Source organism: Deinococcus aquatilis DSM 23025, assembly GCF_000378445.1.
GTDB classification, from domain to species: domain Bacteria; phylum Deinococcota; class Deinococci; order Deinococcales; family Deinococcaceae; genus Deinococcus; species Deinococcus aquatilis.
In genome coordinates this window covers 237,532-252,022 of sequence record NZ_KB899695.1, presented here as the reverse complement: position 1 = coordinate 252,022, position 14,491 = coordinate 237,532, and the positions used below count along the sequence as shown (strand labels likewise).

Annotated in this window: 13 protein-coding genes; 7 read left to right on the top strand and 6 right to left on the bottom strand. The window is 62.4% G+C overall.

The features are described 5' to 3' along the window. From F561_RS0101260 to F561_RS0101245, 4 genes are all read right to left on the bottom strand, one after another. The coding region (locus F561_RS0101260; protein ID WP_026298506.1) for a helix-turn-helix domain-containing protein at positions 1-266 on the bottom strand (266 nt) is incomplete at its 3' end. Between the two features lie 56 nt (positions 267-322). Continuing rightward, the gene (locus tag F561_RS0101255) at positions 323-859 is read right to left on the bottom strand and encodes a phosphoribosyltransferase family protein (protein ID WP_019008117.1); all 537 of its coding nucleotides are present in this window, start codon (positions 857-859) and stop codon (positions 323-325) included. A gap of 71 nt (positions 860-930) precedes the next feature. Continuing rightward, the gene (locus tag F561_RS0101250; RefSeq protein WP_019008116.1) at positions 931-1,461 is read right to left on the bottom strand and encodes a phosphoribosyltransferase family protein; all 531 of its coding nucleotides are present in this window, start codon (positions 1,459-1,461) and stop codon (positions 931-933) included. A gap of 194 nt (positions 1,462-1,655) precedes the next feature. Then, positions 1,656-2,963, bottom strand: coding sequence for an S-layer homology domain-containing protein (locus F561_RS0101245; protein ID WP_019008115.1), 1,308 nt, complete (start codon positions 2,961-2,963; stop codon positions 1,656-1,658). 427 nt (positions 2,964-3,390) lie between these two features. On the opposite strand from F561_RS0101245, the gene F561_RS24475 reads away from it, so the two are divergent. The 5 genes from F561_RS24475 (at position 3,391) to F561_RS0101210 (ending at position 10,083) form a co-directional block, all read left to right on the top strand. Then, complete coding sequence (locus F561_RS24475; protein ID WP_019008114.1) at positions 3,391-4,119, top strand: phosphorylase family protein; 729 nt, start codon at positions 3,391-3,393, stop codon at positions 4,117-4,119. 168 nt (positions 4,120-4,287) lie between these two features. After that, the gene (locus F561_RS0101225) at positions 4,288-5,085 is read left to right on the top strand and encodes an enoyl-CoA hydratase-related protein (RefSeq protein WP_019008113.1); all 798 of its coding nucleotides are present in this window, start codon (positions 4,288-4,290) and stop codon (positions 5,083-5,085) included. A 192-nt stretch (positions 5,086-5,277) separates the two neighbouring features. After that, complete coding sequence (locus tag F561_RS0101220; RefSeq protein WP_019008112.1) at positions 5,278-6,420, top strand: hypothetical protein; 1,143 nt, start codon at positions 5,278-5,280, stop codon at positions 6,418-6,420. A gap of 224 nt (positions 6,421-6,644) precedes the next feature. Further along, positions 6,645-8,684 (top strand): peptidase associated/transthyretin-like domain-containing protein, encoded by a 2,040-nt coding sequence (locus F561_RS0101215; RefSeq protein WP_019008111.1) that lies wholly within the window; start codon positions 6,645-6,647, stop codon positions 8,682-8,684. A 214-nt stretch (positions 8,685-8,898) separates the two neighbouring features. Then, positions 8,899-10,083, top strand: a complete 1,185-nt coding sequence (locus F561_RS0101210; RefSeq protein ID WP_157451441.1) for a BMP family ABC transporter substrate-binding protein — start codon at positions 8,899-8,901, stop codon at positions 10,081-10,083. A gap of 113 nt (positions 10,084-10,196) precedes the next feature. Here the strand turns inward: F561_RS0101210 and F561_RS0101205 are convergent, their stop codons facing one another. Continuing rightward, a complete protein-coding gene (locus F561_RS0101205; protein WP_019008109.1) occupies positions 10,197-10,871 on the bottom strand; it encodes an MBL fold metallo-hydrolase in 675 nt (224 codons plus the stop codon). Positions 10,872-10,933: 62 nt separating this feature from the next. After that, positions 10,934-12,466, bottom strand: a complete 1,533-nt coding sequence (gene guaA / locus F561_RS0101200; RefSeq protein ID WP_019008108.1) for a glutamine-hydrolyzing GMP synthase — start codon at positions 12,464-12,466, stop codon at positions 10,934-10,936. Positions 12,467-12,687: 221 nt separating this feature from the next. Here guaA and msrP point away from each other — a divergent pair, with 221 nt between their 5' ends. Together msrP and F561_RS0101190 are read left to right on the top strand one after the other, a co-directional pair. Next, positions 12,688-13,719 (top strand): protein-methionine-sulfoxide reductase catalytic subunit MsrP, encoded by a 1,032-nt coding sequence (gene msrP, locus F561_RS0101195; RefSeq protein WP_019008107.1) that lies wholly within the window; start codon positions 12,688-12,690, stop codon positions 13,717-13,719. A gap of 16 nt (positions 13,720-13,735) precedes the next feature. After that, on the top strand, positions 13,736-14,443 hold the full coding sequence (locus tag F561_RS0101190) for a protein-methionine-sulfoxide reductase heme-binding subunit MsrQ (protein ID WP_083922240.1): 708 nt from the start codon (positions 13,736-13,738) through the stop codon (positions 14,441-14,443). Positions 14,444-14,491 lie beyond the last annotated feature (48 nt).

Here is a 14,491-nt window from a genome sequence, read left to right as displayed (position 1 = left end):
TGTTCCACATCGAGCGCAGGAGTCGATTTGTTCCAACGGCGTCTGTCCACCACCGCCGCTGGCCCATCTTTGTTGTAAGCCCGAATCAACGTGCTGATCGTGCTGCGCGAAAAACTCGTGACCGCTTTGATCTCTGGAATGGATAACCCTTTGCTTTTCAGCCACAAGATCTGCCAGCGGGAGCGCTCCACCGCTCGCTCGGACTGGCGGTAGGCCAACTCCAACTCATCGGACGTCTGATGCGGGAACAGCGAGGCAGGTCGCATAGTCGCGACTCAGTTTAATCCCGTATGAGACCCTGGCTCTCGGATCGTCCTACCCCTCAGATCGTCTTTGGCAACTCCTGCAAAAAGTGCAGGGGCAGAGTGGTTTCCCCCTGTTTGAAGGCAGCCAGAAAGCCGTTGACGGTGCCGCCCGCCCGCTCGGTGAGCCGCGCCAGTGCCTGAGCAGTGCCACCACTGGCGATCACGTCCTGCACGATCGTGACCTTCCTGCCCTTCAGGCGTGCCGCGTGCGGGCCGTCCAGCCACAGGGTTTCGGCCACGCCCATGGTCATGCTGGGCACATCCACGATCAGCGGGTCCTGCATATATGTGCGGCGCTTTTTGCGTACCACCACATACGGAATGCCGCTGCGGTCGCTCAACTCGTGTACCAGGGGCAACGCGTTGGTGACCACCGACAGCAGCATGTCCGTTCCGGCAGGAAGCAGGGCCACCATTTCGGCGGCCACCGCGTTGGTAAATTCCGGGTCGCCAATAAATTCTACGAGTGGCACGCGCCCAGTGCTGCCCACACGCACGGTGGGCAGGTCACGGGAAACGGCCCCGACAGTTACGTTCAATTGTTCCACCCGCACAGGGTAGCGCGGCTGGGGCCAGATCAGCGTTTGGGATCAGTTGAGCGACTCGGTTTCAGGTCAGTCTCAGTTCAGGTGAACAGGGGCAGATGCCCCAGCGCCGTCACCTCGGGGCGTTCCTGCCCTTCGGTGAATACGGCGATAACGGCGGCCACCTCGCCGCCCACTTCCTGAATGATCTGCGAGATGGAATGCAGCGTGCCTCCGCTGCTGACCACGTCGTCCACGATGGCGACCCTGTGGCCCCGAATCTTATCGACATCGAAGCCGTCCAGCACCAGCGTCTGCGGCTTGCCCGTGGTGATGCTGACCACCTCGCGCACCACCGGATCGACCATATAGGGCTTTTGCGTCTTGCGAATCACGATATAGGGCTTGCCCGATTCGCGGCTGATCACGTGCGCCAGCGAGAGCGCCTTGACCTCTGGCGTGACCAGAATATCCACGTCTGCCGGGATCAGTGCGGCCAGCGCCTTGCCCGCCGCCTCAGTGACTTCGGTGTCGCCGAGCATATTGAACAGTGCCACGCTGACGCCGGGCGCAACTTCTACAATAGGCAACTCCCGCGAAACGGTGCCGACCTGAACATGATGGGTTTTCACAGGGCCGAGTGTACAGGGCGCGGAGGTGAGGACGTGGAATCTCCGTCTGTTCGGACCCCACAGACCTCAGTTTGGGCCTGATGACGCTCCTATAAGTCCGCAGCCCCTGAAACACACGCTCCCCACCTTCCCGTCAAGGCCAAAAAAAAAAGAGAACCCCTTTCGAGGTTCCCCATTGACTGAGAGCTTGCGGTTTAGAAGAAGAACTTCAGGCCGGTCTTGATGCTGCCGCCGAAGCCACGAGCATCGGTTGCAGTCGAAGCGAGGCCCGTGCCTGCGCCCTTGTTGCTGAGGTAGTAGCGGCCATCGGCTTCCACGAACGCGGTGATGCTGTCGGTGACGCGGAAGTCCACACCGGCCAGCGCGTTGGCGTAGATGTCGCTGGCGTTGGTGGTGGCGCTCAGACGGGTGCGGCTGCTGGTGAGGCCCAGACCTGCACCCACGTAAGGGGTGATGTTGCTGCCGTTGTTCAGGCTGTAGGTGGCGTTGATGTCGGCGTTGAAGCCGTTCTTGCCGGGAACGTAGTCAGCCGAAAGGCGCACGCCCACTGGGCCGATCACGTTGTTGGCACCGACCATCGCGCCGCCGGAGAGGCAGAAGTTGACGGCGCGGCCACTGGAGTTCAGCAGGTAGCAGGGGTCGCCGCTCTGGGTGTTCTGTGCGCCCACGCTGACGCCAGCGTAGAGGTTGGTGCTACGGACGGCGTCCACAACGGTGTCGGTGTTGCCGATCACAACGGTGGTGGGGGGCGTTACAGGGGTGGTGGTGCTGGGCGTGGTGGTCACGGTGCCGGTGCTGGTGTCAGCAGTGGTGGCACGCGCTTCCAGGGCAGCGATGCGGGCGGCCAGGGCAGCCGTATCGGCGGCGGCTCCGGCGGGGCCGGCAGGACCAGTTGCGCCGGCAGGGCCAGCGGGGATGTTACGGATGGCGGCTTCCAGGGCATCAATACGGGCCGTCAGTGCGGCGGTGTCGGTGCCAGCAGCGTTGGCGGCGGGCGTACCCAGCGCGTCGATGCGGCCTTCGAGCGCCGTGATGCGGGCCTGCTGCTCGGTGGTCAGGGCTTCGAGGTCAGTCACGCGGGTGCTGATGGCGGCCAGCTCGGTGCTGACTTCCTGCATCCCGGCGGTGATGGTGGCGAGGTCGGTGGAGCTGAGGCTGCTGTTGCTGAGCTGGCCGCTCTGGAGGAGGCGGTAGAACACCAGCGCTGCCTGGTAGCGGGTCAAGCTCTCGTTGCCGCGGAAGGTGCCGTCAGGGAAGCCCTGAATCAGGCCGCGCTGCACGATCAGATCAACGGCGTCTTTGGCCCAGTGGCCTGCGGGCACGTCGGTAAACTGCACGACCTGGGCGGCAGGCGTGGCAGCCGGAGCCGCAGTGGTTGCAGGAGCCGTAGTTGCAGGAGCAGGGGTGGTGGCGGGGTCAGCGGGAGTTGTGGTATCCGTCTGGGCGCTTGCCATGCCGAGGCCGAGAGCGAGCAGGGAAGACAGAACAAAAGTGTTACGCATGGTGGTTCTCCTTGAAGAGGGACTGAGGACGAAAGCAAAAAAATGATGCATGGGATGACGCATAGCGCTGCCCTGCCTGCACACACCGTAGGCAGCAGGCGTGAGTGCCCTGTGAATAATCAGAGTGTTCCCTGGGCTTCAATTGGAAGGTTTTTGACTAACTGACTGAAAGTTCATGAAAATAAGAGCCAGGTGATAAACAGGGTTTTTTAGATGAGAGCAGTTTTGCTGCTATCAGTGGCCTCCCGTGACGTTCAGATGAGAAACCTGTCAGCCCGTTCAGTCTTCAGCTTCATGAGGATATTCTCATGTACCGGTTGCTTAGTGGTTGTTCATCCACCAAGAAAAATCAGCTTCAGGTTGGTTGGACGGTCAAACGACACCCACAAATGAACCAGATGAAGGGCCGCTCTCTATACTTCTCCGTATGAGTCAGATTCATGTTCGTGCCCAACCCGGCGACGTTGCCGACTACGTTCTGTTGCCCGGCGACCCCAACCGCGCCCGTCACATCGCGTCCACCTATCTGGAAGGGGTGACCGAATACACCAGCCACCGTCAACTGCTGGGCTTTACGGGTACCTATCAGGGTGTGCGCGTCAGTATTCAGACCACCGGGATGGGCTGCCCCAGCGCCGCCATCGTGACCGAAGAACTGGCGCGTCTGGGGGCCAAAACCCTGATCCGGGTGGGCACGCTGGGCGGCGCGACTCCTGCTGTCGCCCCCGGCGATCTGGTCATTGCCACTGCCGCCGTACCCAATGACGGCACCACGCGCCAACTGTTGGGCGGCGCTCCCTATGCCCCTGCCGCCAGCTTTGAGGTTGTCGAGGCCGCTGCACACGCTGCCCGTACCCTGGGTGCGCCGCACCATGTCGGCCTTGTGATGACCGAAGACGCCTTCTATGCCAGCACGCCCGACCACGCCCGCCTGTGGGCTTCTCGCGGTGTTCTGGGCTTTGAGATGGAAGCCAGCGCGATCTTTCTGGTGGCGGCCCTGCACGGACTGCGTGCTGCCTGCCTGACCGCGTGCAGCAACGACATCGGCGATCCTCAACTGGTGCCCGACGATGTGCTGGCCGCCGGAGTAGACCGAATGGTGCGGGTGGCTCTGGAAGCCGTCGTCAGGCTGGACGCGCAGGAACAGAAAGCCTGAGCACATCTGTCATTCAGAGATTGTCTTGACGGCCCAGCGGAGCAGGTGAATTGAGACGAGCAACCCGGCGGACTGCTCGGTGCAGAGGCAAAGCAGGTGACCTGCCCGCCCCGCCCAGACCGCCCAGCATCCTGCCCATCTCACCCCGCCCGTGTCAGGATAGGAACCATGACCATGATCGACGAATACGATTTTCGCAACGTACAACTTGACCAGCATGGCCCCATTGCTGTGCTGTCTATTGCACGTCCCAAGGCCCTGAACGCCCTCAACGGCGATACCCTCAGCGAGATTTCGCAGGCCATCGAGCTGATGATCGAAAACGCCGAAATCGGCGCACTGATTATCACGGGCAGCGGCGACCGGGCGTTTGTGGCCGGGGCCGACATTGCCGAATTTTCCAACATAGACGGTGTGTACGCGGGCCGCGAGCTTTCTCTGTCGGGGCAGGACGTGATGCACCAGATCAGCAGCCTGCCTATTCCGGTCATCGCCGCCATCAACGGCTTTGCGCTGGGCGGCGGGCTGGAACTGGCGCTGGCCTGTGATATCCGCGTGGCTTCTCCAGCGGCCCGCCTCGGCCTGCCCGAAGTGTCGCTGGGCCTGATTCCCGGCTTTGGCGGCACCCAGCGCCTTTCGCGCCTGATTGGCGTGGGCCGTGCGCTGGACATGATGCTCACGGCCCGTCAGGTCAAGGCCGAAGAAGCCCTGATGATGGGCCTTGTCAACTACGTGGCCGACAATCCCCTCATGAAGGCCCGCGAAGTGGCCGAGCAGATCCTGAAAAATGCGCCGATTGCGTTGTCGCTTGTCAAAGAGGCTGTGCGGCGCGGGCTGGATACCACCCTGGAGGGCGGCATGGAAATTGAGGCCGACCTGTTCGGCATGACCACCGCTACCAAGGACTTCCGTGAAGGCACCGCCGCCTTCCTGGAAAAGCGCCCGGCAGAATTTCAGGGCGAGTAACGGGACCGGAGGCTGTTTAAGGCCAGCATCAACCCCGTTTTCAAACTCTTGTCAGACTGCTTGTGGTGAAATGAGCGCCCGGTTCAGGCCGGGCCGTTCTCTTTTCTATGTGTTGTATTTCTATGTGTTGTATTGATCCGGGTGAACTGGTTGTGTTGGGAAGGCGAGACCAGCCAGCAGAGGAGAACAGAGATGAATGACGACTCGAAAGGATCTGTGCAAAACGCCGTGCCCGTGCAGAGCGCATCCAGCGGAGCAAGGTCGGAACAGACGGCAACGGAGCAAACAGAACTCGAACAAGCAGAATCTGCCACAGGCGACGCCAAATTTACCCTGAGCGTGTCGGGCGGCAAGGTGCAGGACGTGGAAGGCAAACAGCCCGGACGTGTGGTGGAATATTCCACGCCCCGCGTCAAACTGATCGAGGAAGCGAATCAGGCCATCCGCCTCGATCTGGAGCCGTATCCCAGGGCGCTGGCTGCCTACAACGTGCTGCGGGCCGACCCGGAGGCATTGGCGCACTGGGACATGGCGAATTACATCACCATGCGCAAGCTCGGGTACAACGATCACGGGCGCGTCCACGCCTTTATCACCGGCGCGGCCAGCCTCGCCATCACCGAGCTGATGCTGGATGCAGGTGTCAAAACCGACATCATGGAATCGGGCGTGGGTGACGCCGAAGACGTGTTCCTGACCGTGATCCTGGGCACGATGCTGCACGATATAGGTAACCAGATTCACCGTGTAGGACACGAGGGGCACGGCGTGGCGCTGGCCCTGCCGATTCTGGACCGGATCATGGGGCCGCTGTATGCCGATCCCTTCAAGCGGGCCAAAATCCGGGCCTTTATCCTGGGGGCCATCAATTGTCACGACCTGAATCCGGCTCCGCTGACCCTGGAAGGCGGCATCGTGGCCGTGGCAGACGGCACCGACATCACCAAGGGCCGGGGCCGCAAGGCCTTCAATCTGGGCAGCGTGGACATCCATTCCATCAGTGCGCTGGCCGTGGATCAGGTGGTGATCGAGCGGGGCCGCAATATGCCTGTACTGATCAGCGTGACCATGAACAATTCCGGCGGCATTTTTCAGGTGGAAGAAGTCCTGGCCCCCAAAGTCATCCGGACGCCCATGCGGAAATACGTGGAACTCCGGGCCACCACGCGTCCGCAGGGCGACGAGCAGATCCTGTCGCGGGTGCGGCTGGAAGGCGACCATTTCGTGATGGATCTGGAGAGCGGCGAAACGGTGGCTGTAGAAGTGCAGGACAGCCAGAAGAAGATGCAGGACGCCGTGACTCAGAGTCTGGGAGTCGGCGTACAGAGCCGCTAGACAGAGCCGCTGGCAAGAGGTCGCCAGGAATACAGAGCTTCTGGCAAGACCAGTGGATCTGGTTGGCGCGGCAGGGTTCCGCTCTGGGTTCTGGCAGGGTGAGGCTTCTGCGGAGTGCAAAGGGACGCTTGGGGCAAATTCGCGCTTCCCTAAAGCCTGCATTGATGCCCTGTGGCCCGGCTCCCACCTGATTCCTGGCCTGCCGCGCCGTATACTTGCCCCCAATGAAGCCGATTGGTCTTTACGTGGCGGCACGGGAACTGCCGGGCCGTGACGTGGCTCCGGGAGTGAAGGCGGGAGAGGCTGGCGGCGTGGCTGATCCGGCAAGAGTACGGACGCTCCGGGCCACCGACCGTCTGACCGGAATGCCCGTGCTGGTGCACGTTTTGCCCACTGCACTGCCTGCGCCGCAGTTGCCCGACCACCCGTCTTTGCTGCCCTACTCCGATGAGGGAATGGATGGGGGCGACGCCTATCTGGTCACGGAACTCTCTCTGCACGCAGTTCCGGCCTCTGATCCGGTGTTGGCGGCGCGTGGAGCACTGGCAGGTTTGGCTGCCCTACACGGATCGGGTCTGGTGCACGGCGGCGTGAACGCCTCACAACTCTGGAGCGTGGACGGGCGCGTGGCACTGGCAGGTGCGGGCCTGCCCTGGTCACAGGAACCGGGGTCTCCCGACGACGATCTGCGGGCGTTGGCCGATGCTCTGGCCGCACTGGGTGGCGTTCCCGAACCGTTGCGGGCATTGCAGGATGCTCCCGGCACCCTGACGGCTGAGGCAGCTCTGGCAAGGTTGCAGACAGGCGACGCCTCTGAAAGTTCTGCCAGTTCACGTCAGCCTGTCCTTCGGCCTGCCGCCGCTGTAGTTGAGACTCTGCCAGTAGAGGCCGTTCCCGGAGAGATGACGCCACTTGGGCCAGCAGTGGAGCAACCGACTGCACCCACCGCGCCTCATGACGGCACTCCGATCATCCTGGGCGAGCCTGCCTCCCCGGATCTTGTCCGGGAGACTGCAAGCAGCAACGCCGATTCAGCGCTGTCGGCTGGAGCTGGGCCAATCCTGCCTGGGCCGGGGAACACGGTGGAGTTGGCGGTGGTAGATGTGGCGTTCGCATCTGTGCCAGATATGCCAGGAGAGCCGCTGCCGGGCCAGGCCACCGATCCGGGGAAGCTCCACCTCGACCAAGCAGGTCTTGATCTGCCAAACGCCCACCAGCCCAACCTTGATGTGCCAGCCGTTATCCAGATAGACCTCACCCAACCCAGCCCGGTTGAGCCAGACTCCATTCAGCCTGACCCTATTCAGTCAGGAGTACAGGCAACTGCTGAGGCAGGTTCTGCTGTGTCCGGTGTAGAAATGCCCGGTGCCGGGGTGATCATCACGGCGGTTCGGCCTCTTCCTCCACAGGAATCGCCGCCGAGCCTGCCCGCTGTGCCGCCTGTGTCGGCCTATTCCAACGCGCCGCCCGGTGTAGCCGAAACGCCGCAGGAGCGCCGCAAACGTCAGAACGACGAACGCCGCGCACAGGCCATACAGGACAGTCGGGCCGCCGCAGAGCGCAGGGCTGCCGCTCGCCGCGAACAGGAAGCGGCGCAGTCTGCTGTCGTTCACATAGACTTCGATGATCTGCCAGAGCTGCCTGCTCCGGATTCCGAAGGCCAGCACACTGAGGGTGTGGGAATACGGTTCCCCGATTCTGTCGATGTAGAACGGGTGCCTGCCTCCATGCGCCGCCCGCCCCTTCCTGCTGGGCCATCTGACGGAGGGGCAGGTCAGGAGGTGGGCCGCCTGCCTGCTCGCCGGACTCATGGCGAACCGATCCGTATTGGCTGGGCCGAAGACGATTCCTGGCGCGTCGTCAGAACGCCCGGCAAGTCTGCCCCTAGCCGCCCTGCTTCCCCACGTTGGCTGGTGCCGCTGTTGGCCGCCTTTCTCGTGCTCGGCGGCGCGATATGGGCCTACTTTGCGTTTTCTCCCTCTCTCGGCACCACTGCAACTCCTGCGGCCAGCGATCCCCTCTGCTGCACAGTTCGTTTTACGGTGCAGGGTGCAGCCGGAGTGACGGCCCGCCTCACGGTACTTGCTGCCCCAGATGGAGCGAACCTTACACCTGGACAGGATTTGGGTGTGGCCCCTGGCCCGATCAAACTGCCTGTGCGCGGCACCTACCGACTGCGGGTGGTGGCTGATGGATACGCACCCGGTACCCTGAACGTCACTGTTCCAGCCTCACAGCCCATCACGATTGATCTGGGGCCGTGACCGCCAGACCAGACGGCATTGGCCCAGGAGTCAGACGTCTGCGGGTCAGGCGTCAGACAATCGCCTGACAATTTGCATAGAATGAAGACAGACTGAAGGTTCCTTGTTCAATCTGCGGAGAATGAGCATCAGATCGCTGCACTTTTCCGCCCGATTTATCCGGCTCTGTTCTTCTCTTTTGCATCACCGCACACCCCTTCTCTGGAGGATGTTCATGAAGAAATCCACACTGAAAATGACTCTGCTGGCCGCGACTGTTCCCGTAACTCTGGCGCTGTTGGGCACGGCGGCCAGTCCTGCTGCACAGGCCCAGACTGCTGGCAAGCTCAAGGCCTGTTTCATCTACGTGGGGCCAGTGGGCGACATCGGCTGGAGCTACGCGCACGACGAGGCCCGCAAGAAGACCGAGAAGGCGCTGCCCTGGCTGGAAACCAAGTACGTGGAAAGCGTGCCGGAAGGTCAGGCGACTCCGGTCATCGACCGCCTCGTCAAAGACAAGTGCCAGGTCATCTTCACCACGTCCTTCGGCTTCATGGATCAGACCCTGGAAGCGGCCAAGAAGTACCCCAACGTGATTTTCGCCCATGCCAGCGGCTACAAGCGTGCGCCCAACCTGGCGACCTACATGGCCGACTTCTACCAGATCTACTACCTGAACGGCATGATGGCCGCAGCCCTCAGCAAGACGGGCAAGTTGGGCTACGTGGGAGCCTTCCCCGTGCCGGAACTCAAGCGCCACATCAGCGCCTTTGCGCTCGGTGCCCGCGCCGTCAACCCCCGCGCCGTGGTCAACGTGAAGTGGATCAATGCCTGGGTCGATCCGAACAAGGCCCGCGAAGCCGCCGAAGCCCTGATCAGCGAGGGTAACGACGCGCTGGCCTTTACTGAAGACACCGCCACGGTGGTGCAGACTGCCGCCGCCCGCAAGATTCCCGCCTTTGCCCACTACAGCTCTATGTACAAATTTGCTCCTGATTACGTGGTCAGCGGCCAACTGGTGCACTGGGAAAAGATTTACATCGATTTCCTGACCAAAGTGCATAACGGCACCTATACCAATAAAAATCTTGCAAAAGTGGACTACTGGAACCTGTTGAAGGGCGGCTCGGTGGAACTCGGCGCACAGGACGGTATGGCGATCAATCCCAAGTGGATTCCCCAACTGAAAGCCGCCAAGATGACCGTGAACGGCAAGAAAGTCAGCGTGTACGACCGCGTGATGGCCCTGAAAGCCGAAATGGAAAAGGGCGGCAAATTCGATCCCTACACCGGCCCGATCAAGGACCGCAACGGCGTACTGCGCGTGGCTGCGGGCAAGGTCAGCTCTATCGGTGACCTGAACAGCATGAGCTGGGTGGCCCCCGGCGTGGCGGGTCAGGTGGCCGACGAGCCGAAGTAAGACTGTTGGAAGTAGGTTGTAGGCAGTAGGACAACCCAAAAGAGGGGGTGGGAGACAAAGTTAAAGTCTCCCACCCCCTCTTTTCCCACGTTCCACGATCTACGTTCCACCCTCTAAATGTCCCTCGCGGCCCGTTCCCGCACCTGCCCCGGCGTCAGCGGGCCGCCGTGTCCGGGCACGATCACACGCAAATCCAGCTCGGCAATCTGCCGGAGGGTATGAATGGCCTGTGCATGGTCGGCGTTGTAGGGCGCATGGGGCAGGGCCGCCCGCATTCCGCCCCGGCCATCGGGTGCAGACAGGACGGCGTCGGCGGCGATCAGCACACCGTTCCTCAGCAGTCCGATCTGGCCGTGCGAATGTCCGGGCAGATGAATGACCTGCCAGCCCCAGAGGTCTTCACCCGCCTCCACCGAACGCAGCGCACGGGCGGGCACTTTGGGATGCAGGCGCGAAATGACGGCCCCCACACGCGGCATTCCTGCCGGATAGGGGAGTTCGTGGCGTTCTCCGGTCAGGTGAGGGTGCTCCAGCGGATGCGCCAGCACGGGCAAACCCCACCGCGCCGCCACAAATGCCCCACCCGCATGATCCACATGGGCATGAGTCACCAATACCGCATCGGGCCGAAACTGGCGCAGCAGACGGCCAAAAGCGGGAGCATAGGTCAGCGCCCCGGTATCCACCACCACGCGCCCCTGTGGGCTGGACAGCAAAAACACGTTGGCGTACATCTGCCTGATCTGCACGCCTTCACGGGAAAGGAGGTCTGCGGGAAAAGCCGTCACGAGGTTGGATGATGGCACATCCGGCAGACCCAAAGTGTTGAGGAGAGGGGGTTGCCCTCAGTTCATTCCCATTCGATGGTGGCGGGCGGCTTGCCCGTGATGTCGTACACCACGCGGTTGATCTCGTGGACGTGGTTCACGATCCGGTTGCTCATGGTTGCCAGAAAGTCGTAGGGCAGGCGTGCCCACTCGGCGGTCATAAAGTCGTCGGTGGTCACGGCCCGCAGCGCCGCCGTGTAGCTGTAGGTTCGCTCGTCGCCCATCACGCCCACCGACTGAATGGGCGTCAGGATGGCGAGTGCCTGAGAGCAGCCGTCGTACAGCCCGAATTCGCGCAGGCCCGAAATAAAGATGTCGTCCACGCGGCGCAGGATGTCCAGCTTTTCTTCGGTAATCGCCCCAATAACGCGGATGGCGAGGCCGGGGCCGGGGAAGGGGTGGCGCATGCGGATGTGTTCGGGCAGCCCCAGCAGGCGGGCAATTTCGCGCACTTCATCCTTGAACAGGGTGCGGAAGGGTTCCACCAGTTTGAAGGCCAGATCGTCGGGCAGGCCGCCCACGTTGTGATGGCTCTTGATATTGGCCGCGCCCGATTTTTCGGAATGCAGGCCGCCTGCGCTCTCGATCACGTCGGGATACAGCGTGCCCTGCGCCAGATAATCGAAGGGGCCGTGAATGCGGGCTTCACGCTCGAAGGCCCGGATAAATTCGCGGCCAATAATTTTGCGCTTCTGTTCGGGGTCCGACACTCCGTTCAGTGCGCCCATAAACTCGGCGCGGGCGTCCACCGTGATCAGATTCACGCCGAGGGGCAGCAGCGCGGCTTCCACCTGTTCGCGTTCACCGAGACGCAGCAGGCCGTGATCGATAAACACTGCCGTCAGTTTTTCACCCACCGCCCGCGCCAGCAGCAGCCCCAGCGTGCTGGAATCCACGCCGCCGCTGATGGCGAGCAGCACCCGCCCGTCTCCGACCTGCGCCCGCACGCCTTCGATCAGGTCTTCCACGATATGTTCGGCGTTCCAGTCGCGCTGGATGCCGCAAATCCCGAGGAAGTTGGCGAGCAGTTGGCCGCCCTTGGGCGTATGCACGACTTCGGGATGAAACTGCACGCCGTAGCGCTTGGTTTCGTTGTTTTCGATGGCGGTAACAGGCGTATCCAGCGTTTCGGCCACCACGTCATAGCCTGCGGGCAGGGCCGTGACCGAATCGCTGTGGCTCATCCACGCCACGAATTCGCCTGCGATGCCCTCGAACAGTTGGCCACCGTAGCGGGTCAGGTCGGCCTTGCCGTACTCGCGTTTTCCGGCGCGGGCCACGCTTCCGCCTGCCTGCTGCGCCAGAAACTGCATGCCGTAGCACACGCCCAGAATCGGCACGGGCAGGTCAAGGACACCCGCCGCCGGACGCGGAGCCGCCTCGTCGTACACGCTGCTGGGACCGCCCGACAGCACGATGCCCTGCGGGTTTTCCTGAGCAATGCGCTCCAGGCTGGCCGTACCGGGCAAAATGACCGAATACGCCCCGAGTTCGCGGAACCGCCGCGCAATCAGGCGGGTAAATTGACTGCCGAAATCCAGAATGACAACGCTCACGCCCCTGATTCTTTCACGGCGCGGCGCTGGGGGTAGCGTGCCGGGTCAGACGCCTGTGCGAATGCGGCAGATATAAGGGTGAATCTGGCTTCTGCGGGCGTGGATGGTTTCAACGGATGCGGAAAAGTGAACCGTTTGCGCCCAGATTGCGTATAGCTTAGTAGGTTCGCCGTCGCCAGTTTCTATTGCCGTGGTGCTGCCTTGATGCACGAGGAGAATTCATGACTATTTTGCCCCCTGACCATGACCGCGACGATCAACCCAATAATGATCAAGCCGGCGAACAAGCGCCTTCGCGCATCATCAACCCGCGCCGGGAATTCCTGCGGTCTGCGGCGCTGTTTACGGGTACGGTTGCCAGCCTGGGCGGTGGCCTGGAACTGTTGACGCGCAGGCCCGGAGCCGCTGCCGAGCCGACCCCTGGCGAGTTTGGCGATCTGGCCCAAGGGAATCTGGCACAGGGGCAGGTACGCCGTCCACTGGGGCCATACGACACCAGCGAAGCCATGACCCCCTACGCGCAGGCCACCAGCTACAACAACTTTTACGAATTCGGCACTGACAAGGCCGACCCCGCCCGCCTCGCCGGATCGCTGAAAGTGCGGCCCTGGACGGTCAAAATAGACGGTGAGGTACGCAAGCCCCAGACCGTGGACATCGATACCCTGCAATCGTGGTTTCCCCTCGAGGACCGCATCTACCGGATGCGCTGCGTGGAAGGCTGGTCGATGGTGATGCCGTGGCTGGGCTTTCCTCTGGCGGCCCTGATTCGGCGCATGGAACCGACGGGCAAGGCCAAATACGTGCAGTTCACGGCCCTGAACGACCCCAAGCAGTTTCCCGGCCAGCGCAGCCGCGTGCTGGACTGGCCCTATGTGGAGGGCCTGCGGCTGGACGAAGCCCTGCACCCGCTGGCATTTATGGCGGTGGGGCTGCAAGGGCGCGTGCTGCCCGGACAGAACGGCGCACCGCTGCGGCTGGCCGTGCCCTGGAAGTACGGCTTCAAGAGCATCAAATCCATCGTGCGAATCACGCTGACTGAAAAACAGCCCAGGACCACCTGGAGCATCGCCGCGCCCGATGAGTACGGCTTTTTTGCCAACGTGAACCCTGCCGTGCCCCACCCCCGCTGGAGTCAGGCCACCGAGCGCCGCATCGGAGAACTCAGCCGCCGCAAAACCCTGCCCTTCAACGGATACGCCGAGCAGGTCGCGGGCATGTACAAGGGCATGGACCTGAAGAAGTTCTACTGATGCCGCAGAGACGCCCATGAGTAAGCCTCTCTCTCAAGCTGCGGCTGCACAGGCGGCCAGCACCCCAACGCGGCGCACAGTATCCAGCTCCAGAATCTCTAGGCCGCTGGGCTGGCTGGTTCCCGCCGTTACGGTGGGCGGCCTGTTACCCATAGCTGTCCTGATTCTGGATGCCTCCACGGGCGCACTGGGCGCAAACCCCGTGCAGCGGGCCGAACTGCAAACCGGGCTGCTGGCGCTGGCCCTGCTGATCCTGTCTCTGGCCTGCACCCCGCTCCGATTGGTCACGGCGCGGCTGGGACTGGCGGGCGGCAGGGGATGGACTTGGCCCGCCCGCATCCGCAAAAGCCTCGGCCTGCTGGCGTTCGGCTACGCTTTTCTGCACTTCCTGATCTACCTGTTCGATCAGGGTTTTACGCTGTCCACGGTGGCCGAAGATGTGGTCAAGCGCCCCTTTGTGACGGCAGGATTCACGGCGCTGCTGCTGATGGTGCCGCTGGCCCTGACCAGCACGCCCAGATCGGTGAAGCGGCTGGGCTTTGCCCGCTGGACGCGCCTGCATCAGTTGGTGTACGTGGCCGCCGCTCTGGGGGCGCTGCATTACTGGTGGGGCGTGAAAAAAGATCACACGCCGCCGTTGGTGGCCGCGCTGGTGATCGCTCTGCTGTTTGTAATCAGATTGCTGGGACGCAAGAAAGCGCGGCGGTCAGTGGTCAGTGGGTAGTGGTGAGTAGGAAAAGAGTGTAGAACGTGGATCGTGGTTTGGCTTCTG

What these genes read in the sequence shown, in the direction of transcription:
- F561_RS0101220 (WP_019008112.1), top strand. Translation starts at nt 5,278, where the DNA reads ATGAATGACGACTCGAAAGGATCTGTGCAAAACGCCGTGCCCGTGCAG.
- F561_RS0101245 (WP_019008115.1), bottom strand. Translation starts at nt 2,963, where the DNA reads ATGCGTAACACTTTTGTTCTGTCTTCCCTGCTCGCTCTCGGCCTCGGC.
- msrP (WP_019008107.1), top strand. Translation starts at nt 12,688, where the DNA reads ATGACTATTTTGCCCCCTGACCATGACCGCGACGATCAACCCAATAAT.
- F561_RS0101210 (WP_157451441.1), top strand. Translation starts at nt 8,899, where the DNA reads ATGAAGAAATCCACACTGAAAATGACTCTGCTGGCCGCGACTGTTCCC.
- F561_RS0101190 (WP_083922240.1), top strand. Translation starts at nt 13,736, where the DNA reads ATGAGTAAGCCTCTCTCTCAAGCTGCGGCTGCACAGGCGGCCAGCACC.
- F561_RS24475 (WP_019008114.1), top strand. Translation starts at nt 3,391, where the DNA reads ATGAGTCAGATTCATGTTCGTGCCCAACCCGGCGACGTTGCCGACTAC.
- F561_RS0101225 (WP_019008113.1), top strand. Translation starts at nt 4,288, where the DNA reads ATGACCATGATCGACGAATACGATTTTCGCAACGTACAACTTGACCAG.
- F561_RS0101215 (WP_019008111.1), top strand. Translation starts at nt 6,645, where the DNA reads ATGAAGCCGATTGGTCTTTACGTGGCGGCACGGGAACTGCCGGGCCGT.